Genomic DNA, 22,307 nt, shown 5'->3' with positions numbered 1-22,307 from the left:
GCTTTGTCAATCCCGCGCCGTCCGGGGCACCGTCTCGGTGGAGGTGGTCACCATGACCGATAGGTACGAAGTGATCGTCGTCGGCGGCGGTGCCGCGGGGCTGTCGGCCGCGCTGGTGCTGGGCCGGGCGCGGCGCCGCACGCTGGTGGTCGACGCGGGCGAGCCGCGCAACGCGCCCGCCGCCCATCTGCAGGGCTATCTGACCCGGGACGGCATGCCGCCCGCGGAGTTCCTCGCCAAGGGGCGGGAGGAGATCGCCCGCTACGGCGTGGAGCTGGTCCGGGACCGGGCCGTGGCCGCGCGCGGGGAGGAGGGGGGCTTCGCCGTGGGGCTGGCGTCCGGCCGGACGGTGCGGGCCCGGCAGCTCGTCCTCGCGACCGGACTGAAGGACGAGCTTCCCCCGGTGGAGGGGCTCGCGGAGCGCTTCGGCCGGGATGTGCTGCACTGTCCGTACTGCCACGGCTGGGAGGTCCGCGACCGGGCGTTCGGGGTGCTCGCCACCAGCCCGATGAGCGCGCACCAGGCGCTGATGGTCACCCAGTGGTCCAAGGACGTGACGTTCTTCCTGCACCGGGTGACGGAGGCGGAGCCGGCCGACGACGACCTGCGCCGCCTGGCCGCAGCCGGGGTCCGGGTGGTGCCGGGCGAGGTGGCGGGGCTGCGGATCGAGGACGACCGGCTGACCGGCGTACGCCTGGAGGACGGGAGCGTGCACGAACGGGACACCCTGTTCGTGGCCCCGCGCCCGGCCCCGCGGAACGACCTGCTGATCCAGCTCGGCGCCGAGCTGAGGGAAACGCCCTTCGGCGCCTATCCGGTGATCGACGAGCGGGGCCTGACGAGCGTGCCGGGCGTGTGGGCCGCAGGCAACGCGAGCGGTTTCGCCGAGCAGGTGGTGAACGCGGCGAGCCGTGGTTACCGGGCCGGGGCGGCGATCAACGGCGAGCTGCTCTTCGCGGACCTGGACGCAACCGGGGTGTAGTCCCGGCACGGGCGTAGCACCATGGCTGCATGCTGCTGACCCGGCTCGCCGCTGTGTCCCGGGAGGTCGCTGCCACCTCGGCGCGCTCCCGCAAGATCGCTCTGCTCGCGGAGCTCTTCCGGGAGACGGAGGCGGACGACGTCCCGATCGTCATCCCCTACCTGGCCGGGCGGCTGCCGCAGGGCCGGCTCGGCGTGGGCTGGAAGGTGCTGAGCCGGCCGGTCGAGCCCGCCGGGGCCCCGGCGCTGACCGTGCGTGAGGTCGACGCGCTGCTCGGCGAGCTGGGCACGGTCTCCGGCCCCGGCTCCCAGGCCGAACGGCTGCGGCTGCTCGGCGCGTTGATGGGCGCGGCCACGGCGGACGAGCAGCGGTTCCTGTTCGGGCTGCTCACCGGCGAGGTCCGCCAGGGTGCGCTGGACGCGGTGGCGGTGGAGGGCCTGGCCCAGGCGACCGGGGCGCCGCCGGCGGACGTCCGGCGGGCCGTGATGCTCGCGGGGTCCCTCCAGACGGTCGCCGAGTCCCTGCTCCGGGACGGGCCCGCGGCGCTGGAGGGGTTCCGGCTGACCGTCGGCCGTCCGGTCCTGCCGATGCTGGCGCACTCCGCGTCCTCCGTCGCCGAGGCGGTCGGGAAGCTGGGCGGCTGCGCGGTGGAGGAGAAGCTGGACGGCATCCGGGTCCAGGTGCACCGGGACGGCGCGGACGTGCGCCTCTACACCCGCACCCTGGACGACATCACCGACCGGCTGCCCGAAGTGACGGCGGCGGCACGGGAGTTGGCCGGGGAGCGGTTCATCCTGGACGGCGAGGTCATCGCCTTCGACGAGGACGGCCGGCCCCGCTCCTTCCAGGAGACGGCCGGGCGGGTCGGTTCCCGGGTGGACGTGGCGGCGGCCGCCCGGTCCGTCCCCGTCTCCCCGGTCTTCTTCGACGCGCTGTCCGTGGCCGACCGGGACCTGCTGGACCTGCCCTTCGCCGCACGGCACGCGGAGCTGGCCCGGCTGGTGCCGGAACCGATGCGGGTGCGGCGGACGGTGGTGGACGGTCCCCAGGACCTCCCGGCCGCCGAGTACTTCCTGGCCCGGACCCTCGGACGCGGCCACGAGGGCGTCGTCGTGAAGTCCCTCGACGCCCCCTACGGCGCCGGCCGGCGCGGGGCGTCCTGGCTGAAGGTCAAGCCCGTGCACACCCTCGACCTGGTGGTCCTGGCCGCCGAGTGGGGCCACGGCCGTCGCACCGGCAGGCTCTCCAACCTCCACCTCGGCGCCCGCACCGCCGACGGCGGCTTCGCCATGCTCGGCAAGACCTTCAAGGGCATGACCGACGCGATGCTCGACTGGCAGACGGAACGCCTCCGGCGGCTCGCCGTGCGGGACGACGGCCAGGTGGTGGCCGTACGCCCCGAACTCGTCGTCGAGATCGCCTACGACGGCCTCCAGCGCTCCACCCGCTACCCGGCCGGAGTCACCCTGCGCTTCGCCCGCGTGGTCCGCTACCGCGAGGACAAACGGCCCTCGGACGCCGATACCGTGGAGACCCTGCTCGCCGCGCACCCGGAGGTGCACCCGTGACACAGAAGCGCAGTGCGGGCCTGTTGCTGTTCCGGCGGGGCGCGGACGGCACCGAGGTGCTGCTCGGCCACATGGGCGGCCCCTACTTCGCGAAGAAGGACGCCGGGGCCTGGTCGGTGCCCAAGGGCGAGTACGAGCCCGACGAGCGGGCCTGGGACGCGGCCCGCCGCGAGTTCCGCGAGGAGCTCGGGCTGGAGCCGCCCGACGGCGAGGCGATCGACCTCGGGGAGGTCCGGCAGACCAACGGCAAGATCGTCACCGTCTGGGCCATCGAGGCGGACCTGGATCCGGCGACGGCCGAGCCGGGCACCTTCACCATGGAGTGGCCGCCGCACTCCGGGCGGCTCGAGGAGTTCCCGGAGCTGGACCGGGTGGCCTGGTACACCGTAGCGCGCGCCCGTGAACTGATCGTGCCGGCCCAGGCCGCGTTCCTCGACCGGCTGCCGGGGCACTCGCCCTGACGTGCACGCGTTGCGCGCTCCGGTGCGGCGCGGGAAGGTCGAAGCAGGCAGCTCTCCAGGAGGTCGGCCATGCCCATCGCGACGGTGAACCCGGCGGACGGCGAGACGCTCAAGACGTACGAGCCCATGGGCGAGGAGGAGCTGGAACGCCGGCTCCAGCTCGCCGAGGCCACGTTCCGTACGTACCGGCTGAGCAGCTTCACCGACCGCTCACGGCTGCTGCTCCAGGCGGCGAACCTGCTGGAGGAGGACCAGCGGGACATCGCGCGGGTGATGACCACCGAGATGGGCAAGCCGATCCGGCAGGCGCGCGCCGAGGCCGCGAAGTGCGCCAAGGCGATGCGCTGGTACGCCGAGCGGGCGGAGGGGCTGCTCGCGGACGAGCGGCCCAACGAGGCGGACGTGGCGGACTCCGGCGGTACCCGGGCCCTGGTCCGCTACCGGCCGCTGGGCCCGGTGCTCGCCGTGATGCCGTGGAACTTCCCGCTGTGGCAGGTCGTCCGGTTCGCGGCGCCCGCGCTGATGGCGGGGAACGTGGGCCTGCTCAAGCACGCCTCCAACGTCCCGCAGACCGCGCTGTACCTGGAGGACCTCTTCCACCGCGCGGGCTTCACCGAGGGCTGCTTCCAGACCCTGCTGATCGGCTCCGGCGCGGTGGACGAGATCCTGCGCGACGAACGGGTGAAGGCCGCGACCCTGACCGGCAGCGAACCGGCGGGCCGGGCCGTCGCCGCCACCTCCGGGGCGATGGTCAAGAAGACGGTCCTGGAGCTGGGCGGCAGCGACCCGTTCGTCGTCATGCCCTCCGCCGACCTCGACCGGGCCGCGCGGGTCGCGGTGACGGCCCGGGTGCAGAACAACGGTCAGTCCTGCATCGCCGCCAAGCGGTTCATCGTCCACTCGGACGTGTACGAGGCGTTCGCGGAGCGCTTCACCGACGGGATGAAGGCGCTGAAGGTCGGCGACCCGCTGGAGGAGGACACCGACGTCGGTCCGCTGGCGAGCGAACAGGGCCGGGCCGACCTGGAGGAGCTGGTCGACGACGCGCGGCGGGCCGGCGCGGGGGTGCTGTGCGGTGGCGAACGCCCCGACGGGCCCGGCTGGTACTACCCGCCGACCGTCCTGACGGGCCTCACCCGCGAGATGCGCATCCACCGCGAGGAGGCGTTCGGCCCGGTCGCGACGCTGTACCGGGTGGCCGACCTGGACGAGGCGGTGCTCCTCGCCAACGACTCGCCGTTCGGACTGAGTTCGAACGTATGGACGCAGGACGAGGCCGAGGTGGACCGTTTCGCCCGGGATCTGGAGGCCGGCGGTGTGTTCGTCAACGGGATGACCGCCTCCCATCCGGCGTTCCCGTTCGGCGGGGTGAAGCGGTCCGGGTACGGACGTGAGCTGTCCGGGCACGGAATCCGCGAGTTCTGCAACATCACCACGGTTTGGCACGGGGCCTGAGCGCGGCGCGGTTACGATCGCGGGTGTGAACCGCGAAGTGACCCTGCCCCTGATCGTCGACGACCGCGGGACCCTTCAGGTGGCCGCCGCCGATGTGAGCAGACTGCTCCGCACGTTGGGCGGGAGGTGGCTGCACCTCGTCGAGGCGGGGGCGGAGGATCTCGACGAGGACACGGTGGCCGCGCTGACGATCGAACTGGCCAAGCTGGCGGACCGGATCGACGTGGCGTGCATCGCGCACAGCAGCGGGGGGACTTCGTAGGGGCTCGTGTTTCGTCGCCGGGTGCGGTGGACGTGCCTGTCAGGGGAGCGGGGCACTGCGCGAACAGCCCCCGCGCCCGCAGCCGCCGTACTAGCGGATGGACATCCCGGAGAGCGTCCTCGCGATCACCAGCCGCTGGATCTCGCTCGTCCCCTCGAAGATCGTGTAAATGGCGGCATCGCGGTGCATCCGCTCCACCGGGTACTCACGGGTGTACCCGTTGCCCCCGAGGATCTGCACGGCCTGCGCCGTGACCTTCTTGGCCGTCTCACTCGCGAACAGCTTCGACATCGAGCCCTCGGCCGCGGTGAACGGCTTGCCGCTGATCGCCATCCAGGAGGCCCGCCACACCAGCAGCCGCGCCGCGTCGATCTGCGTCCGCATGTCGGCGAGCTGGAACGCCACGCCCTGGTTGTCGATGATCGGCCGCCCGAACTGCTCCCGGGTCATGGCGTACTCCAGGGCCACCTCGTACGCGGCACGGGCGGTGCCCACCGCCATCGCACCGACCGCCGGGCGCGAGGCCTCGAACGTGGCCATCGCCGCGTTCTTCACCCGCTCGCCGCCCGCCTTGGCCCGTTCCCGGGCCCGCGCGAGCCGCTCGTCCAGCTTCTCCTTGCCGCCGAGCAGGCAGGAACCGGGGACGCGCACGTTGTCGAGGACGACCTCGGCGGTGTGCGAGGCGCGGATGCCGTGCTTCTTGAACTTCTGGCCCTGGGCCAGACCGGGCGTGCCCGCCGGGACGATGAAGGAGGCGTGGCCCTTGGAGCCCAGCTCGGGGTCGACGACGGCGACCACGACATGGACGTTGGCGATGCCGCCGTTGGTCGCCCAGGTCTTCGTGCCGTTGATCACCCACTCGTCCTTGGCCTCGTCGTAGACGGCGCGCGTCCGCATCGAGGCGACGTCGGAGCCGGCGTCGGGCTCGGAGGAGCAGAACGCGGCGACCTTGACGTCGCTCGCGTCGCCGTACATCTGGGGGATCCAGGTGCCGATCTGCTCCTCGGTGCCGTTCGCGAGGACTCCCACGGCGGCCAGGCCCGTGCCCACGATCGACAGGGCGATGCCCGCGTCGCCCCAGAACAGTTCCTCCATGGCCATCGGGATGCCGAGACCGGTGGGGTCGAAGTACTGCTGCGCGTAGAAGTCGAGGGAGTAGATGCCGACCTTGGCGGCCTCCTGGATGACCGGCCAGGGAGTCTCCTCACGCTCGTCCCATTCGGCGGCCGCGGGACGGATCACGTCTGCGGCGAAACCGTGCAGCCAGTCCCGGACCTCCTTCTGTTCGTCGTTGAGCTCCATGGTGAACTCGGCCATGTCCCCTCCAGCGGCGGGCATACGTGTTACTAGCGGTAACCCCGAGTCTGTTACTCACGGGTAGGAAAAGTCAACTCCTGACGACGACCAAGGAGCCCTCCGGCCCGTTCGCTGTCAGGCTGCTGTCAGGTGTTAGTTTGCGCAGGCGGCACCGAAACAGCACGGGTGGGGAGAGCACATGGACACCACGCAGCGGACCGAACAGCAGAGGTCGGCCGACCGCCGACGGCGCGAGTTGCTGGAGGCCGCGGACCGGGTGGTGCTCCGGGACGGGCCCCAGGCGTCGATGAACGCGATCGCCGCGGAGGCCGGCATCACCAAGCCCATCCTCTACCGGCACTTCGGCGACAAGGGCGGACTGTACGCGGCGCTGGCCAAGCGGCACACGGACGCGCTGCTGGACTCCCTGCGGGCCGCCCTGGACGCGCCCGCGGAGCGGCGGGAGCGGGTGGAGGCCACCCTCGACACCTATCTCGCCGCCATCGAGGCGCGGCCCCAGGTGTACCGGTTCCTGATGCACCCCTCCGAAGGGGGACAGGGCACGGAGGCGGGGTTCGACGTGGGCAAGCACAGCGCGCCGCTGCTGCGCAGGATGGGCGAGGAGCTGGCCCAGGTGATCGAGGACCGGCTGGATCTCGGACCGGAGAGCCAGCGACTGGCCCGCGTGTGGGGGCACGGGATCGTCGGGATGATGCACGCGGCCGGTGACTGGTGGCTGGGGGAACGGCCGTGCTCCCGGGCGGAGCTGGTACGGAGCCTGGCGGACCTGCTGTGGGGGCGTCTCGCGGCCGCGGGGGACAGGATCGGGGGGCCCGGGTTCTGAGGGTCGTACGCGGTCTTCGGGCCGGACGGGGCTGGTCGCGCCCACGCGGCGGAGCCGCAGGTTGATGCAGCCCCGCGCCCCTGAAGAACCAGCACTCACCGGTGCCACGGAGCTCGGGAGACCTGGCGCATCAGTCTGCGCCTGCGCCAGCCCTCCACCCGGTCGGCGTACACCAGGCCCTCCAGGTGGTCGCACTCGTGCTGGAGGGCGCGGGCGAAGAATCCCGTGCCGTGGACCGTGACCGGCTCGCCGGTCACGGTGAGGCCCTCGACGACCGCGTGGTCGTACCGCTCCGTGCCCGCCTCCAGTCCCGGCAGGGACAGACAGCCCTCCGGGCCGCGCAGGACGATCCCGTCCGCCGCCACCAGCCTCGGGTTCACGACATGGCCCAGATGGCGGACGTCGTCGTCGTCCGGGCAGTCGTAGACGAAGACCCGCAGGGCTTCGCCGACCTGGTTGGCGGCGAGGCCGACGCCCTCGGCCGCGTACATCGTGGCGAACATGTCCTCGACCAGCCCGGCGAGTTCGGGACCGAAGTCGGTGACCTCCCGGCACGGCTGTGCCAGGACGGGATCGCCGAGGAGTGTGAGGGGCCGGACGCGTCCGCGCGCGCCCCGGATGGAGCCGTGTCGCATGGCGGCAAGGGTACGGTCCCTTCTGACACGCGCATGCCGTGCGGGTGTGAGGTGGTGCCGCGATTCGGGCCTGTGAATGGATCTCGATAGGCTGACCCCCTACCACGTTGCCGTACGGCAGAGGCGCGGCGCGTACGCAAGGAGGATCGAGAACTGATGGCAGGCAACTCGGACCCGCTCACGCCGCGGGCCAAGATCGCCGTGACCGCGGGCAAGGCGGTCGCTGCGGCATCCCGCGCGGCCGGACGCGGCAGCGGATCGGTGATCGGTGGCCGGGTGGCACTCAAGCTCGACCCCGATCTCCTCGCCCGGCTCGCCCAGAACCTGGACGTCATCCTGGTGTCGGCGACCAACGGCAAGACCACCACGACCCGGCTCATCGCCGAGGCCCTGCGGGCCGCGGGGCCGGTCGTGTCCAACGCGCTCGGCGCCAACATGCCGGCCGGCATCACCTCGGCGCTCGCGGGCGGCTCGGACTCCAAGTACGGCGTCATCGAGGTCGACGAGAAGTACCTCGCCGGCGTCGCCCGGGACACCGCCCCGAAGTGCATCGCCCTGCTGAACCTCTCCCGCGACCAGCTGGACCGCGCCGCCGAGACCCGGATGCTCGCCGAGAACTGGCGCGAGGGGCTGGCCGGCTCCAAGGCCGTCGTCGTCGCCAACGCCGACGACCCGCTGGTGGTGTGGGCCGCGTCCTCCTCACCGAACGTGGTGTGGGTGGCCGCCGGGCAGATGTGGAAGGACGACGCCTGGTCGTGCCCGTCCTGCGGCGGTGTCATGCAGCGCCCCGGTGACGACTGGTTCTGCGGCGAGTGCGGGTTCCGCCGGCCGCAGCCGAGCTGGGCGCTGTCCGGGGACCACGTCCTCGACCCGCACGGCTCCGCCTGGCCCATCCACCTCCAGCTCCCCGGACGGGCCAACAAGGCCAACGCCGCCTCCTCGGCCGCCGTCGCCGCCGTGTTCGGCGTGCCGCCGCAGGTCGCGCTGGAGCGCATGTACCAGGTGCAGGCCGTCGCCGGACGCTACGACGTCGTCCAGTTCCAGGGCCGTGACCTCAGGCTGCTGCTCGCCAAGAACCCCGCGGGCTGGCTCGAGACGTTCAGCCTGATCGATCCTGCACCCGCCCCGGTGATCCTCTCGGTGAACGCGCGCGGCGCGGACGGCACCGACACCTCCTGGCTGTGGGACGTCGACTACACGCGGCTGACCGGCCACCCGATCTTCGTCATCGGTGACCGCAAGCTGGACCTCGCGGTACGCCTCGAGGTGGCGAACCAGCACTTCCAGGTGTGCGACAGCGTCGACCAGGCCGTGCAGCAGTGCCCGCCGGGCCGGATCGAGGTCATCGCGAACTACACCGCGTTCCAGGACCTGCGCCGCCGCGTCGGCAACTGACCACGAAGGACGACCAGTTCATGAGCGACAACCAACTGCGGATCGTCTGGGTCTACCCGGACCTGCTGAGCACCTACGGCGACCAGGGCAACGTGCTGGTCGTGGAGCGCCGCGCCCGCCAGCGCGGCCTCGACGTGGCCCGCCTCGACGTGCGCAGCGACCAGCCGATCCCCACCTCCGGCGACATCTACCTCATCGGCGGCGGCGAGGACCGGCCCCAGCGGCTCGCGGCGGAGCGGCTGCTGCGCGACGGGCACCTGTTCCAGGCGGTGAACAACGGCGCGATCGTGTTCGCGGTCTGCGCCGGGTACCAGATCCTCGGGCACGAGTTCGTCAACGACGTCGGCCAGCGTCAGCCGGGGCTCGGCCTCCTCGACGTCACCACGGTGCGCGGCGAGGGCGAGCGGTGCGTCGGTGACGTCCTCGCCGACATCGACCCCCGCCTCGGGCTGCCGGCCCTGACCGGCTTCGAGAACCACCAGGGCGTCACCCACCTCGGCCCGACCGCCCGCCCGTTCGCCCGCGTCCAGCTCGGCAAGGGCAACGGCACCGGCGACGGCACGGAGGGGGCGTACAACGACACCGTGTTCGGTACGTACATGCACGGACCGGTGCTCGCCCGCAACCCGCTCATCGCGGACCTGCTGCTGAAGCTGGCGCTCGATGTGAACGCGCTGCCGCCGACCGACGACCGGTGGTACGAGGCGCTGCGCAACGAGCGCATCGCCTCGGCGCAGCAGCCCGCGTGAGATGTCCGTTCACCTGCTTTTCGGACCACCGTCAGCAGCCCGTCTGACGGTGCGTCCGCACAGGTGAGCAGGCACGTCCAGCAGGCGGACGCGTGCTTCGGCACCGCCCCCTCCTGCCGCTAGGGTGGCGGGGATCGAGCCGGACGACGGGGTCCGGATCCGGCCCTCGTGGAGAAGGTTTTTCGGGCTATGCGCATTGGTGTCCTCACGTCCGGCGGCGACTGCCCCGGCCTGAACGCCGTCATCCGGTCCGTCGTGCACCGTGCCGTCGCCGACCACGGCGACGAGGTCATCGGCTTCCGGGACGGCTGGAAGGGCCTCCTGGAGTGCGACTACCTCAAGCTCGACCTGGACGCGGTGGCGGGCATCCTGGCCCGCGGCGGTACCATCCTCGGCTCCTCCCGGGTCCAGCCCTCCCATCTGCGGGACGGCGTGGAGCGGGCGAAGGGCCACGTCCAGGAGCTCGGGCTCGACGCGATCATCCCGATCGGCGGTGAGGGCACCCTCAAGGCGGCCCGGCTGATGTCCGACGCCGGACTGCCGGTCGTCGGCGTGCCGAAGACCATCGACAACGACATCGCCGTCACCGACGTCACCTTCGGCTTCGACACGGCCGTCGGCGTGGCGACCGAGGCGCTCGACCGGCTGAAGACGACCGCCGAGTCCCACCAGCGGGTGCTGGTCGTCGAGGTCATGGGGCGGCACACCGGCTGGATAGCGCTTCAGTCGGGCATGGCGGCGGGCGCCCACGCCATCGTCGTACCGGAGCGGCCCTTCGACATCGAGGAGCTGGCCCGGCGGGTCGGCGCGCGGTTCGAGGCGGGGAAGCGGTTCGCGATCGTCGTCGCCGCGGAGGGCGCGAAGCCCCGCGCCGGGACCATGGACTTCGACGAGGGCGGCAAGGACATCTACGGGCACGAGCGGTTCGCCGGGATCGCCCGTCAGCTCTCCATCGAGCTGGAGGACCGGCTCGGCAAGGAGGCCCGTCCGGTGATCCTCGGGCATGTGCAGCGCGGCGGCACGCCGACCGCGTACGACCGGGTGCTGGCGACCCGGTTCGGGTGGCACGCGGTGGAGGCCGCGCACCGGGGGGAGTTCGGGAAGATGACGGCCCTGCGCGGGACGGACATCGTGATGGTGTCGCTGGCGGAGGCCGTGGAGACGCTCAAGACGGTCCCCGCGGAGCGGTACGCCGAGGCGGAGACGGTGCTCTAGTGCCGTGACCGGGAAGGTTTGCCAGCCGGTGAACCTTTCCGGTCACGGCACTAGCCGTCCGCCCCCGGTGACGGTGATCGCCGGGGGCGGTTCTAGTCTTGGGGCGGCAGGAAACGCACAACCCCCCACGAATCAGGAGCCGCCCACCATGGATCACAGCGGGCACGGCATGCATACGGATCTACTGCCGTTCACGCTGGGGCGGGGGCTTCAGTGGTCGGCGGACCCGTTCTTCCTGGTGGCCTGTCTGGCCGGGCTGGGGCTGTACGGGTGGGGTGTGGTGCGGCTGCGGCGGCGGGGGGACGCCTGGTCGGCCGGGCGGACCGTGTCGTTCGTCGTCGGGGTGCTCACGATCATGCTGGTGATGTGCACCCGGCTGAACGACTACGGGATGGTCATGTTCAGCGTGCACATGGTGCAGCACATGGTCATCAGCATGCTGTCGCCGATCCTGATCCTGCTGGGGGCGCCGATGACGCTGGCGCTGCGGGCGCTGCCGGCGGCCGGCGGGGGGCGCAAGGGGCCGCGGGAGCTGCTGCTGATGCTGCTGCACAGCCGGTACATGCGGATCATCACGCATCCGGCGTTCACCATCCCGCTGTTCATCGCCTCGCTGTACGCGCTGTACTTCAGTCCCCTCTTCGACTTCCTGATGGGCTCGAAGGTCGGGCACATCGCGATGATGGTGCACTTCCTCGCGGTGGGCGTGGTGTTCTTCTGGCCGATCATCGGGGTGGACCCGGGGCCGCACCGGCCCGGGCATCTGATGCGGATGCTGGAGCTGTTCGCCGGGATGCCGTTCCACGCGTTCTTCGGGATCGCGCTGATGATGGCGTCCGAGCCGATGGTCGACACGTTCCGCGAGCCGCCCGCCTCGCTCGGGATCGACGCGCTGTCCGACCAGAGCGCCGCGGGCGGCATCGCGTGGGCGTTCAGTGAGATCCCGTCCGTGCTGGTGCTGATCGCGCTGCTGTTCCAGTGGTACGGCTCCGAGCAGCGGCAGGCCAAGCGCAAGGACCGCGCCGCCGACCGGGACGGCGACAAGGAGCTGGAGGCGTACAACGCCTATCTCGCCTCGCTGAACACCCGGGGACGCTGAGGGGGACGCGGTCCGCGGTGCGGCGGGGCACCATGGAGGGGGACGCGCCCGGTGGCGGGCGGCCCTGAGGAGGGTGTCGCGATGGCAGGTTCCACGGACAGTTCCACGAGGACGATGGGGGTGCTCACCGTCGGCGCGCTGGTCGCGGTGACCGCCTACACGGTGGCGCTCGGCAGCAACGGCTGGCTGTGGTTCGGCTGGGTCGTGCTCGGTCTGATCACACTGGCGATGGTCGTGCTAAAGACCGGCTGATCAGCCCGGGCCGAGGCGGGCCGCCGAGTGGACGCCCGGCTGGTACTTCGGCAGCCGGGCGGTGATCTTCATGCCCGCCCCGACGGCCGTCTCGATGACGAGGCCGTAGTCGTCGCCGTACACCTGGCGCAGCCGGTCGTCCACGTTGGACAGGCCGATGCCGCCGGAGGGGCTGGCCTCGCCGGCCAGGATGCGGCGCAGCAGGGCCGGGTCCATGCCGGCGCCGTCGTCCTCGATCACGACCAGGGCCTCGGCTCCGGCGTCCTGGGCGGTGATCTGGATGTGGCACTTGTCCGTCTTGCCCTCCAGGCCGTGCTTGACGGCGTTCTCCACCAGGGGCTGGAGACAGAGGAAGGGCAGGGCGACGGGGAGGACCTCGGGGGCGATCTGGAGGGTGACGGCGAGGCGGTCGCCGAAGCGCGCGCGGACCAGGGCCAGGTAGTGGTCGATGGCGTGGAGCTCGTCGGCGAGGGTGGTGAAGTCGCCGTGCCGGCGGAACGAGTAGCGGATGAAGTCGGCGAACTCCAGGAGCAGCTCGCGGGCGCGTTCGGGGTCGGTGCGGACGAAGGACGCGATCACGGCGAGCGAGTTGAAGACGAAGTGCGGGGAGATCTGCGCGCGCAGGGCCTTGATCTCCGCCTCGATGAGCCTCGTACGGGACTGGTCGAGGTCGGCGAGTTCCAGCTGGACGCTGACCCAGCGGGCCACCTCGCCCGCGGCGCGGACCAGGACGGCCGACTCGCGGGGCGCGCAGGCGACGAGGGCGCCATGCACCCGGTCGTCGACGGTGAGAGGGGCGACCACGGCCCAGCGGACCGGGCAGTCGGCGTGGTCGCAGCTGAGCCGGAAGGCCTCGCCTCGGCCGCTGTCCAGGGGGGCGGCGAGGCGTTCCATGATCTCGGTGCGGTGGTGGGCGCCCACGCCGTCCCAGACGAGGACCTGCTCGCGGTCGGTGAGGCAGAGGGCGTCCGTGCCGAGCAGCGTGCGCAGTCTGCGGGCGGACTTGCGGGCCGTCTCCTCGGTCAGGCCCGCGCGGAGCGGGGGTGCGGCCAGCGAGGCGGTGTGCAGGGTCTGGAAGGTGGCGTGCTCGACGGGCGTACCGAGGCCGGCCTGGCGGTCGGGACGTGCGGTACGACGCCCGAGCCAGAAGCCGAGGGCGAGGAAGGGGAGGATGGCGATGAACACCCCGGCCAGAAACCCACTCATGCACTGGCCTCGGGCACGCTCCGCTGCGCGGGCGCGGTGCGCTTCGCGGGCGCGGTCCGTTCGTCGGGCGCGGTCCGTTCGTCGGGGGCCGTGTGCTCGTCGGCCGACGTGTGCCCGTCGGACGTGGTCCGCTCCGGGGGTGCCGTCCGCGGCGTGGGTGCCGTCCGCCTCGTGCGGGCGGTCCGCTCGTCGGGCGCGATCGGTTCGTCGGGGGCCGTGTACTCGTCGGGCGCGGTCCGCTCGTCGGGGGCCGTGTGCTCGTCGGACACGGTCCGCTCCGGGGGTGCCGTCCGCGGCGTGGGAGCCGTACGAGCCGTGCGCTCCTCCGGGAGCTCGCGTGGCTCAGGCACCCGGCGCTCCTCCGACGCCCTCCTCTCCTCCCCGAGCCTCGGATCCTCCGGCGCCCGGCGCTCCGTCGACGCGGGCGCGAGGGGCTGAGCGGCGTCGGCTTCGAGCCGCTCCCCCGGCACCCCGCGTACCCCCGGCACCCCCCGCTCCTCCACGCCCCCCGGTTCCTCCAGCACCCGCCACTCCTCCCCGCCCCCGGATTCCTCCAGCACCCGCCACTCCTCCCCGCCCCCGGATTCCTCCGACACCCCCCACTCCTCCCCGCCCCCCGATTCCGCTCTCCCGCGTTCCTCCGTGCGGAGTTCTTCCGGGAGGTGGAAGCGGGAGAGGATCGCTGCCGTGCCGGGGGGGACTCGGGCCGGGGTGGTCAGGGAGACCAGGATCATCGTGAGGAAGCCCAGCGGCACCGACCACAGGGCCGGCCAGGCGAGGAGCGCGTGCAGTCCGCCGGTGGCCGGGAGGCCCGCCATGGTGACGGCGACCGCGAGGAACGCCGATCCGCCGCCGACCACCATCCCGGCGACCGCCCCGGGCGGGGTCAGCCGGCGCCACCAGATACCGAGGACGAGCAGGGGGCAGAAGGAGGACGCCGACACCGCGAACGCGAGACCCACCGCGTCGGCCACCGGCAGCCCGCCCACCAGCAGGCTCGCGGCGAGCGGTACGGCCATGGCGAGCGCGGTGCCGAGCCGGAAGTGCCGTACCCCACGGGTCGGCAGCACGTCCTGGGTGAGGACGCCCGCCACCGCCATGGTGAGCCCGGACGCCGTGGAGAGGAACGCGGCGAAGGCGCCCCCGGCGACCAGCGCGCCGAGCAGGTCGCCGCCGACGCCGCCGATCATCCGGTCCGGCAGCAGCAGGACGGCCGCGTCGGCGTCGCCGGTGAGGGCCAGCTCGGGGGTGTAGAGGCGGGCGAGGGCGCCGTACAGGGGCGGGAGCAGGTAGAAGACGCCGATCAGGGCGAGGACGGCGACCGTGGTGCGGCGGGCGGCGACCCCGTGCGGGCTGGTGTAGAAGCGGACGACGACGTGCGGCAGGCCCATCGTGCCGAGGAAGGTGGCGAGGATCAGGCCGTACGTGGCGTACAGCGGGCGTTCCTGGCGGCCCGCGGCGAGGGAGGTGGACATGCCGCCGGTGCTGCCGCGCTCGGCGGTGGGGACGGGGCTGCCCTCGGCGAAGGTGAGGCGGGTGCCCCGTTCGATGCGGTGGGTGCCGGCGGCCAGCCGCAGGGCGGTGTTCTCGTGCCGGCGCCCGTCGACCGTGCCGTCGGCCGTCACGGTCAGCGGGCGGTCGAGCCGGAGGTCGAGGGTGTCGTCGACGCGGACCGTGCGCTGTTCGCGGAAGGCGGCCGGTTCCGCGAAGGGGTGCCGGGGCGTGCCGTCGCCCTGCCAGGCGAGCACCAGGAAGAGGGCGGGGACGAGCAGGGCGGTGAGCTTGAGCCAGTACTGGAAGGCCTGCACGAAGGTGATGCTGCGCATCCCGCCCGCGGCGACGGTCGCGGCGACGACGACCGCGACGATCAGTCCGCCGAGGGAGTCCGGCGCACCGGTGAGGACCGTCAGCGTCAGCCCGGCCCCCTGGAGCTGCGGCAACAGGTACAGCCAGCCGACGCCGACGACGAGCGTGCCCGCGACCCGCCGGACGGTGTGGGAGGCCAGCCGGGCCTCGGCGAAGTCGGGCAGCGTGTAGGCACCGGAGCGGCGCAGCGGGGCGGCGACGAACAGCAGCAGCACGAGGTAGCCGGCGGTGTAGCCGACCGGGTACCAGAGCATGTCCGGGCCCTGGACCAGGACCAGGCCCGCGATACCGAGGAAGGAGGCGGCGGAGAGGTACTCGCCGCTGATGGCGGCCGCGTTGAGGCGGGGACCGACGGTGCGCGAGGCGACGTAGAAGTCGGAGGTGGTGCGGGAGATCCTGAGGCCGAAGGCGCCGACCAGGACGGTCGCGACGACCACCAGGGCGACGGCGGGCACGGCGTACGCCGAGTTCATCGGTGCGGCCCCTACCGGTCTTCGACCAGCCGGACGAAGTCCCGTTCGTTGCGTTCGGCGCGGCGGACGTACCAGCGGGCCAGCAGGACGAGCGGGAGGTAGAGGCAGAAGCCGAGGACCGCCCAGGTGAGGCGGTGGGCGTCGGGCATCGCCGCGAAGAGCAGCGGCAGCGGGCCGACGAGGAGGGCGAGGACGGCGAACACCACGAGGGCGGCGCGCAGCTGGGAGCGCATGAGGGAGCGGACGTAGGTGTGGCCGAGGGTGGTCTGTTCGTCGATCTCGGTGCGGGGGCGGTAGTAGCCCGAGGCATGGGGGTACCGCCCGCGCGAGCGAAGCCGAGCGTGGGGGACGGTGCGGCGGGGCGGGCCGCTGACGACGACGCGCCGCTCGGCGGGGTCCTGCGGCATGGTCAGGGCCTCCTCATCAGCAGGTCCCGCAGTTCGCGGGCGTGGCGGCGGCTGACCTGGAGTTCCTCGCCGCCGACCAGGACGCTGACCGTGCCGGCGTCCAGGCGGAGTTCGCCTATGTGGCGCAGGGCGACGAGGTGGCGGCGGTGGATGCGGACGAATCCGCGGGCGCGCCAGCGTTCCTCCAGGGTGGACAGCGGGATGCGGACCAGGTGGTTGCCGCGGTCGGTGTGCAGCCGGGCGTAGTCGCCGTGTGCCTCGGCGTGGGTGATGTCGTCCACGGCGACGAACCGGGTCACCCCGCCGAGCTCGACGGGTATGTGGTCGGGGTCGGGCTCGTGGACGGGGATGCGGGGCGCGGTGCCGCGCAGTTCCGCGGCCCGGCGGACGGCCTCGGCGAGGCGTTCCTTGCGGACGGGCTTGAGGACGTAGTCGACGGCCTTGAGGTCGAAGGCCTGGACGGCGAAGTCCTCGTGGGCGGTGACGAACACGACCAGCGGCGGGCGGGCGAAGCCGGTCAGGAGGCGGGCCAGGTCGAGGCCGTCGAGGCCGGGCATCTGGATGTCGAGGAAGACGACGTCGATGGCCTCGGGGCCGTGCGGTCCGGACTCCAGGGCGCGGTTGATACGGCGGAGCGCCTCGGTCGCGTCGCCGGCGCCCTCCACGCTGCCGATGCGGGGATCGGCGTTGAGCAGGTACAGCAGTTCCTCGAGCGAGGGGCGTTCGTCGTCGACGGCGAGGGCGCGCAGCATGAACGTGGAGTGTAGGGGCGATCGGCATGGCTGGACATGTGCCGGGGTGTGGACGTATCCGCTGGATACAGTGCCCGCATGAACAGCGGCACTGCCCCTTTCGACGATCTCGACCGGAAGATCGTCACCGCTCTGATGGCGAACGCCCGGACGAGTTTCGCGGAGATCGGCTCGGCGGTCGGCCTCTCGGCGACGGCCGTGAAACGCCGGGTGGACCGGTTGCGGGACACGGGGGTGATCACGGGGTTCACGGCCACGGTGAAGCCGGCGGCGCTCGGCTGGCGCACGGAGGCGTACGTGGAGGTGTACTGCGAGGGCGCGGCCCCGCCGCGGCGCCTCGCGGAGGTGGTGCGCAACCATCCGGAGATCACGGCGGCGATGACGGTGACGGGCGGGGCGGACGCCCTGCTGCACGTGCGGGCGCGGGACGTGGAGCACTTCGAGGAGGTGCTGGAGCGGATCCGGGTGGAGCCGTTCATCCGCAAGACGATCAGTGTGATGGTGCTGTCGCACCTGCTGCCGGACAGTCCGGAGGCGGGAGCCACCCAGGTGGCCCCCGATGACGCAGGGAACGTGCGCCGACCGGACTGAATACGCAGCATTCCTGCGCGAACACGCAGCGTTCCTTCCTTGTAGCGCTCCGCTGTCGGTTCTTACCTTGGGGACATGCCCGACAGTGTGACCACCGGCCGCAGGCCGAGCGCCCGGCGCTTTCTCGTCTGTGAACCCAGACACTTCGCCGTGCGGTACGCGATCAATCCCTGGATGCGTCCCGACACCCCCGTGGACGTGGATCTCGCCCAGGAGCAGTGGCAGACGCTGATCCGCGCCTACCGCTCCCACGGGCACACCGTCGACACCGTGGATCCGGTGCCCGGACTGCCGGACATGGTGTTCGCCGCGAACTCCGCGGTCGTGGTGGCCGGCCGGGTCTTCGGCTCGCTGTTCCACGCGCCGGAGCGGCGTCCCGAGTCCGCCCTCTACGACAGCTGGTTCAAGACCGCCGGCTACGACGTGCACCGCCCCGAGCACGTCTGCGAGGGCGAGGGCGATCTGGTGTGGACCGGCCGGTACGTGCTGGCCGGCACCGGGTTCCGTACGACGCGTGAGGCGCACCGCGAGGTGCAGGAGTTCTTCGGCCACCCGGTGATCAGCCTGACGCTGGTGGACCCGCACTTCTACCACCTGGACACGGCACTCTTCGTGCTGGACGACGACAACATCTCCTACTACCCCGAGGCGTTCTCGCCGGGCAGCCGTGAGGTGCTGGCCCGGCTCTACCCGGACGCGGTGCTCGCCACGCGCGACGACGCGATGGCGTTCGGTCTGAACTCGGTCTCCGACGGCCGCCATGTGTTCATCGCGCCCCGGGCCGAGGCCCTCGCCGCCCGGCTGACCGAGCGCGGCTATGTCCCCGTCCCCGTCGACCTGTCGGAGTTCCAGAAGGCCGGCGGTGGCATCAAGTGCTGCACTCAGGAGATCCGCTCATGACCGCACCCGTCGTTCCCGCGCGCTCGCCCGAGGCGGCTGCCGCCGTCGCGTCCGAGACCGCCCCCGAGCGGTCCTCCGCGGAGCTGATCCGCGCCGAGGAGCCGGTCCTCGCGCACAACTACCATCCGCTGCCCGTGGTCGTCGCGCGCGCGGAGGGCACCTGGGTGGAGGACGTCGAGGGCCGCCGCTACCTCGACATGCTGGCCGGCTACTCGGCCCTCAACTTCGGCCACCGGCACCCGCGGTTGATCGACGCGGCGCACCGCCAGCTCGACCGGCTCACCCTCACCTCCCGCGCCTTCCACAACGACCGGCTCGCCGGATTCGCCGAGCGGCTGGCGGAGTTGACCGGTCTGGACATGGTGCTGCCGATGAACACCGGCGCGGAGGCGGTGGAGAGCGGCATCAAGCTGGCCCGCAAGTGGGCCTACGAGGTGAAGGGCGTCCCGGCCGACCGGGCGACGATCGTGGTGGCGGCGGAGAACTTCCACGGCCGGACGACGACGATCGTGAGCTTCTCGACCGACGAGACGGCACGGACGGGCTTCGGCCCGTTCACCCCGGGCTTCCGGATCGTGCCGTACAACGACCTGGCGGCGCTGGAGGCGGCGGTCGACGAGACGACGGCCGCGGTGCTGATCGAGCCGATCCAGGGCGAGGCGGGCGTGATCATCCCCGACGACGGCTATCTGGCCGGGGTGCGGGAGCTGACCCGGCGGGCGAACTGCCTGTTCGTCGCGGACGAGATCCAGTCCGGGCTGGGCCGCACCGGCCGGACCCTCGCGGTGGAGCACGAGGGGGTCGTCCCCGACGTCGTGCTGCTCGGCAAGGCGCTCGGCGGGGGGATCGTACCGGTGTCGGCGGTGGTGGGGCGGCGCGAGGTGCTGTCGGTGCTGCGGCCGGGCGAGCACGGGTCGACGTTCGGCGGCAATCCGCTGGCGGCGGCGGTCGGCACGGCGGTGGTGGACCTGCTGGAGACGGGTGAGTTCCAGCGGCGGGCGACGGAGCTGGGGACCGTGCTGCGGGACGGTCTGACCGCTCTGGCCGGCAAGGGCGTCGTCGGATTCCGGTCCCGGGGGCTGTGGGCGGGCGTCGACATCGACCCGGCCCTCGGCAGCGGCCGTGAGGTCAGCGAGCGGCTGATGCGGGAGGGGGTGCTGGTCAAGGACACCCATGGCTCCACCGTCCGGCTGGCGCCGCCGCTGACGATCACGGCCGAGGAACTGGGGTCGGCGCTGGCGGCGTTGGAGCGGGTGCTGACGCGGGGGGCCTGAGGCCGCCGGCTCCCGGGTGGCCCGGTCGCTGTCGTCCGGGCAGGGTGAAGATTGGGTCAGGAGGTGGTAGACCACTCTCAGCGACAGAGAGGTCGACCGTGGGCACACACGACGAGGACGGCGTTGCCCGCCGGCGGTTCGACGTGGCGGACGCCGCGCCCCTGCTGCTCGACGGCCGGGGTGTGGTGACGAGTTGGACCAGGGAGGCCGCACGGCTGCTGGGCTACTCCGCGGCGGACGCGGTGGGCCGGGACCTGGCCGGGCTGCTGACGCCCGGGGACGCCGGCCGGGTGGCGGAGATCCTCGACCGGTGCCGGCGGGACGGCGGCTGGAGCGGGCTGCTGTCGGCCCGGCGCGGGGACGGCCGGCCGGTGCCGGTGATGGCCCGGATCACCTGTGCGGACGAGCCGGGCGGCGCCGACCGCAGGCTCGTCCTGCTGAGCGAGATGGGGGACGCCCCCGGCTGGACGATGAGCCGCTCGGTCCTGGAGCAGATGGTGTCCGGTTCGCCGATCGGCATCGCCATCGTGGACACCGATCTGCGGTTCGTGTGGTCCAACGACGCGCTCGCCCGGTTCGGCGGCGGCCGGCCCGAGGAGCGGCTGGGGCTGCGGCTCGGGGACGTCCAGCCGGGGCTGGACGCCGAGGCGGCGGAGGCGCAGATGCGGCGGGTGCTGGCCGACGGCGCGACCGTCGTCGGCTATGAGCACGTCGGGCATCTGCGGACCGCGCCGCACCGGGAGACGGCGCAGGTGCTGTCGTTCACCCGGTTGGAGGACGACCACGGCAATCCGGTGGGCGTCTACTACACGGTCGTCGACATCACCGACCGCCACCGCGCCCGGCAGCGGCTCGCGCTGCTGGACCGTGCGGGCCGCTCGATCGGCAGCAGCCTGGACATCGCCCGCACCGCCCAGGAACTGGCCGACGCGGCCGTCCCCGGCTTCGCCGACGCGGTCGCCGTGGACCTGCCGGCCCCGGTCCTGCACGGCGCGGAACCCACGGTGGACCCCACCGGCCCGGTGCCCCTGCACCGCGCGGGCGTACGCGTCACCGAGCCGGACTCCCCCCACGGCACCGCCCCGCGGACCGGGGCAGCGCCCTCGCCCGACACCGCCCCGCCGGCGGGCTCCCCTCCCTCGGCCCCCGTCGACCACCCCGCCGACTCGCCTCCCGTGCGCTGTCTCCTCACCGGGCGGCCCTGGCGGGGGGAGCGGCTCGACGTGGCGGCGCAGCCCTGGCTGCGGAACCTGCCCGTCGTGCCCTCCCCGGGTGAGTCGGTGAGCGTGCTGATCGTCCCGGTGCGGGCCCGGGGCACCACCCTCGGGGTGACCACGTTCCTGCGGCGCGGGCCGCGCGAGCCCTTCGACGCCGATGACCTGGCGCTCGCGGAGGACCTGGTGTCGCGGGCGGCGGTGTGCGTGGACAACGCCCGCCGGTACACGCGGGAGCGCGACGCGGCCCTGGTGCTCCAGCGCAATCTGCTCCCCCACCGGCTGCCCGAGCAGGACGCGGTCGAGGTGGCCGTCTGCTACCGGCCCGCCGACGAGCTGACCGGCCTCGGCGGCGACTGGTACGACCTGATCCCGCTGTCCGCGGCGCGGGTGGCGCTGGTGGTCGGCGAGGTGCCCGGGCACGGCATCGACGCCGCCGCCGCCATGGGACGCGTACGGACCGCCGTACGGACCCTCGCGGCGCTGGATCTGCCGCCGGAGGAGGTCCTCGCCCATCTGGACGACCTGGTGGCGCGCATGGCCCGCGAGGAGGGGCTGGACGCGGGCACCCAGGCGCAGGGGGCGGGGTGCGTGTACGTCGTGTACGACCCCGTCGACGGCCGGTGCACGATGGCCGCCGCCGGGCATCCCGCCCCGGCGGTCGTGCTGCCCGACGGGGAGGTCACCTTCGTGGACCTGCCGCAGGGGTCCGCGCTGGGCCTGGGCGGACCGCCGTTCGAGTCCACGCAGCTGACCCTGCCGGAGGGCAGCACGCTCGCGCTGCACACCGACGGCCTGCTGGCCCAGGGCTCCGCGTGGGCGCTGGACACCGGCCGCACCCGGCTGCGGCGCGCCCTGGAGCGGCGGTCGCCCGCGCTGGACCTGACGTGCCGGACCGTGATCGAGGCGCTCGTTCCGGCGCGTCCGTACGACGACGTGGCCCTGCTGATGGCCCGTACCCGCAGGCTGTCCCCGGACCGGGTCGCCGACTGGGAGCTGCCCGCCGACCCGGCCGCGGTCGCCGAGGCACGCAGGACCGCGAGCCGGCGGCTGGCGGAGTGGGGGCTGCCGGAGCTGTCGTTCACCACCGAGCTGGTGGTGAGCGAGCTGGTCACCAACGCCATCCGGTACGCCGTCGGCCCGATCCGGCTGCGGCTGATCCGGGAGCGCTCGCTGGTCTGCGAGGTCTTCGACGGCGGCGCCACCGCCCCGCATCTGCGCCATCCGCGCACCACGGACGAGGGCGGCCGCGGGCTGCTGCTGGTCTCCCAGGTCACCGAGCGCTGGGGCACCCGCTTCTTGGGCGAAGGGAAGATCATCTGGGCCGAGCAGTCGCTCACCGAGCCGGGCGTGTGACGCACGGACCCCATCCGTCACACCACATGCGAAAATAACCCAAACCGGATGGACG

20 protein-coding genes and 1 pseudogene are annotated in these 22,307 nt (G+C 72.7%); 15 read left to right on the top strand and 6 right to left on the bottom strand.

Annotation, left to right across the window (positions count from 1 at the left end):
- Nucleotides 1–52: 52 nt before the first annotated feature.
- The 5 genes from U5640_RS38785 (at nucleotide 53) to U5640_RS38765 (ending at nucleotide 4,728) form a co-directional block, all read left to right on the top strand.
- The gene (locus U5640_RS38785; protein WP_340383852.1) at nucleotides 53–982 is read left to right on the top strand and encodes an NAD(P)/FAD-dependent oxidoreductase; all 930 of its coding nucleotides are present in this window, start codon (nucleotides 53–55) and stop codon (nucleotides 980–982) included.
- 29 nt (nucleotides 983–1,011) lie between these two features.
- Complete coding sequence (locus U5640_RS38780; protein WP_340383850.1) at nucleotides 1,012–2,550, top strand: ATP-dependent DNA ligase; 1,539 nt, start codon at nucleotides 1,012–1,014, stop codon at nucleotides 2,548–2,550.
- Nucleotides 2,547–3,011, top strand: a complete 465-nt coding sequence (locus tag U5640_RS38775; protein ID WP_340383848.1) for an NUDIX domain-containing protein — start codon at nucleotides 2,547–2,549, stop codon at nucleotides 3,009–3,011. The genes U5640_RS38780 and U5640_RS38775 overlap by 4 nt, the downstream gene beginning before the upstream one ends.
- A gap of 69 nt (nucleotides 3,012–3,080) precedes the next feature.
- The gene (locus U5640_RS38770) at nucleotides 3,081–4,466 is read left to right on the top strand and encodes an NADP-dependent succinic semialdehyde dehydrogenase (RefSeq protein ID WP_340383846.1); all 1,386 of its coding nucleotides are present in this window, start codon (nucleotides 3,081–3,083) and stop codon (nucleotides 4,464–4,466) included.
- Between the two features lie 25 nt (nucleotides 4,467–4,491).
- Nucleotides 4,492–4,728 carry a DUF6213 family protein gene (locus U5640_RS38765; protein ID WP_340383844.1) on the top strand — a complete coding sequence of 79 codons (237 nt, stop codon included), beginning with the start codon at nucleotides 4,492–4,494 and terminating at the stop codon, nucleotides 4,726–4,728.
- A 90-nt stretch (nucleotides 4,729–4,818) separates the two neighbouring features.
- Here U5640_RS38765 and U5640_RS38760 read toward each other — a convergent pair whose 3' ends face one another.
- Entirely contained in the window at nucleotides 4,819–6,045 is a 1,227-nt protein-coding gene (locus U5640_RS38760; RefSeq protein WP_340383842.1) for an acyl-CoA dehydrogenase family protein, read from the bottom strand.
- 178 nt (nucleotides 6,046–6,223) lie between these two features.
- Between U5640_RS38760 and U5640_RS38755 the strand changes: the two genes are divergently transcribed.
- Nucleotides 6,224–6,868: a TetR family transcriptional regulator gene (locus tag U5640_RS38755; RefSeq protein ID WP_340383840.1), complete on the top strand. Its 645-nt coding sequence runs from the start codon at nucleotides 6,224–6,226 to the stop codon at nucleotides 6,866–6,868.
- A gap of 95 nt (nucleotides 6,869–6,963) precedes the next feature.
- Here U5640_RS38755 and def read toward each other — a convergent pair whose 3' ends face one another.
- Nucleotides 6,964–7,503, bottom strand: a complete 540-nt coding sequence (gene def / locus U5640_RS38750) for a peptide deformylase (protein ID WP_340383838.1) — start codon at nucleotides 7,501–7,503, stop codon at nucleotides 6,964–6,966.
- A gap of 156 nt (nucleotides 7,504–7,659) precedes the next feature.
- Here def and U5640_RS38745 point away from each other — a divergent pair, with 156 nt between their 5' ends.
- The 5 genes from U5640_RS38745 (at nucleotide 7,660) to U5640_RS38725 (ending at nucleotide 12,213) form a co-directional block, all read left to right on the top strand.
- On the top strand, nucleotides 7,660–8,898 hold the full coding sequence (locus U5640_RS38745; protein WP_067255988.1) for a MurT ligase domain-containing protein: 1,239 nt from the start codon (nucleotides 7,660–7,662) through the stop codon (nucleotides 8,896–8,898).
- Nucleotides 8,899–8,918: 20 nt separating this feature from the next.
- Complete coding sequence (locus tag U5640_RS38740) at nucleotides 8,919–9,647, top strand: glutamine amidotransferase (protein WP_067255990.1); 729 nt, start codon at nucleotides 8,919–8,921, stop codon at nucleotides 9,645–9,647.
- Between the two features lie 189 nt (nucleotides 9,648–9,836).
- A complete protein-coding gene (locus tag U5640_RS38735) occupies nucleotides 9,837–10,862 on the top strand; it encodes a 6-phosphofructokinase (RefSeq protein WP_340383835.1) in 1,026 nt (341 codons plus the stop codon).
- A 148-nt stretch (nucleotides 10,863–11,010) separates the two neighbouring features.
- On the top strand, nucleotides 11,011–11,961 hold the full coding sequence (locus tag U5640_RS38730; protein ID WP_340383833.1) for a cytochrome c oxidase assembly protein: 951 nt from the start codon (nucleotides 11,011–11,013) through the stop codon (nucleotides 11,959–11,961).
- Nucleotides 11,962–12,042: 81 nt separating this feature from the next.
- Complete coding sequence (locus U5640_RS38725; protein ID WP_340383831.1) at nucleotides 12,043–12,213, top strand: hypothetical protein; 171 nt, start codon at nucleotides 12,043–12,045, stop codon at nucleotides 12,211–12,213.
- Here the strand turns inward: U5640_RS38725 and U5640_RS38720 are convergent, their stop codons facing one another.
- The 4 genes and pseudogenes from U5640_RS38720 to U5640_RS38705 all read right to left on the bottom strand — a co-directional run bounded on the left by U5640_RS38720 (nucleotide 12,214) and on the right by U5640_RS38705 (nucleotide 16,917).
- Nucleotides 12,214–13,419 (bottom strand): histidine kinase, encoded by a 1,206-nt coding sequence (locus tag U5640_RS38720; protein ID WP_340383829.1) that lies wholly within the window; start codon nucleotides 13,417–13,419, stop codon nucleotides 12,214–12,216.
- 644 nt (nucleotides 13,420–14,063) lie between these two features.
- Nucleotides 14,064–15,758 (bottom strand): annotated as a pseudogene (locus U5640_RS38715) (cation acetate symporter); the annotation flags it as partial.
- 11 nt (nucleotides 15,759–15,769) lie between these two features.
- On the bottom strand, nucleotides 15,770–16,165 hold the full coding sequence (locus tag U5640_RS38710; protein ID WP_340383827.1) for a hypothetical protein: 396 nt from the start codon (nucleotides 16,163–16,165) through the stop codon (nucleotides 15,770–15,772).
- Nucleotides 16,166–16,167: 2 nt separating this feature from the next.
- Complete coding sequence (locus tag U5640_RS38705) at nucleotides 16,168–16,917, bottom strand: LytTR family DNA-binding domain-containing protein (protein WP_340383825.1); 750 nt, start codon at nucleotides 16,915–16,917, stop codon at nucleotides 16,168–16,170.
- A 78-nt stretch (nucleotides 16,918–16,995) separates the two neighbouring features.
- Between U5640_RS38705 and U5640_RS38700 the strand changes: the two genes are divergently transcribed.
- The 4 genes from U5640_RS38700 to U5640_RS38685 all read left to right on the top strand — a co-directional run bounded on the left by U5640_RS38700 (nucleotide 16,996) and on the right by U5640_RS38685 (nucleotide 22,252).
- Nucleotides 16,996–17,508, top strand: a complete 513-nt coding sequence (locus tag U5640_RS38700; protein WP_340383823.1) for an Lrp/AsnC family transcriptional regulator — start codon at nucleotides 16,996–16,998, stop codon at nucleotides 17,506–17,508.
- A 75-nt stretch (nucleotides 17,509–17,583) separates the two neighbouring features.
- Nucleotides 17,584–18,408 carry a dimethylargininase gene (gene ddaH / locus U5640_RS38695; RefSeq protein ID WP_340383821.1) on the top strand — a complete coding sequence of 275 codons (825 nt, stop codon included), beginning with the start codon at nucleotides 17,584–17,586 and terminating at the stop codon, nucleotides 18,406–18,408.
- The gene (gene rocD / locus U5640_RS38690) at nucleotides 18,405–19,682 is read left to right on the top strand and encodes an ornithine--oxo-acid transaminase (RefSeq protein ID WP_340383819.1); all 1,278 of its coding nucleotides are present in this window, start codon (nucleotides 18,405–18,407) and stop codon (nucleotides 19,680–19,682) included. Before ddaH ends, rocD begins: the two co-directional genes overlap by 4 nt.
- A gap of 98 nt (nucleotides 19,683–19,780) precedes the next feature.
- Nucleotides 19,781–22,252 carry a SpoIIE family protein phosphatase gene (locus U5640_RS38685; protein WP_340383817.1) on the top strand — a complete coding sequence of 824 codons (2,472 nt, stop codon included), beginning with the start codon at nucleotides 19,781–19,783 and terminating at the stop codon, nucleotides 22,250–22,252.
- Nucleotides 22,253–22,307 lie beyond the last annotated feature (55 nt).

Origin of the sequence: Streptomyces sp. SS7, assembly GCF_037993025.1 — a bacterium.
In the GTDB taxonomy this organism is placed as follows: Bacteria; Actinomycetota; Actinomycetes; order Streptomycetales; family Streptomycetaceae; genus Streptomyces.
The sequence above is the reverse complement of the archived record's forward strand: the minus strand, read 5'-3'. Positions and strand labels throughout refer to the sequence as shown.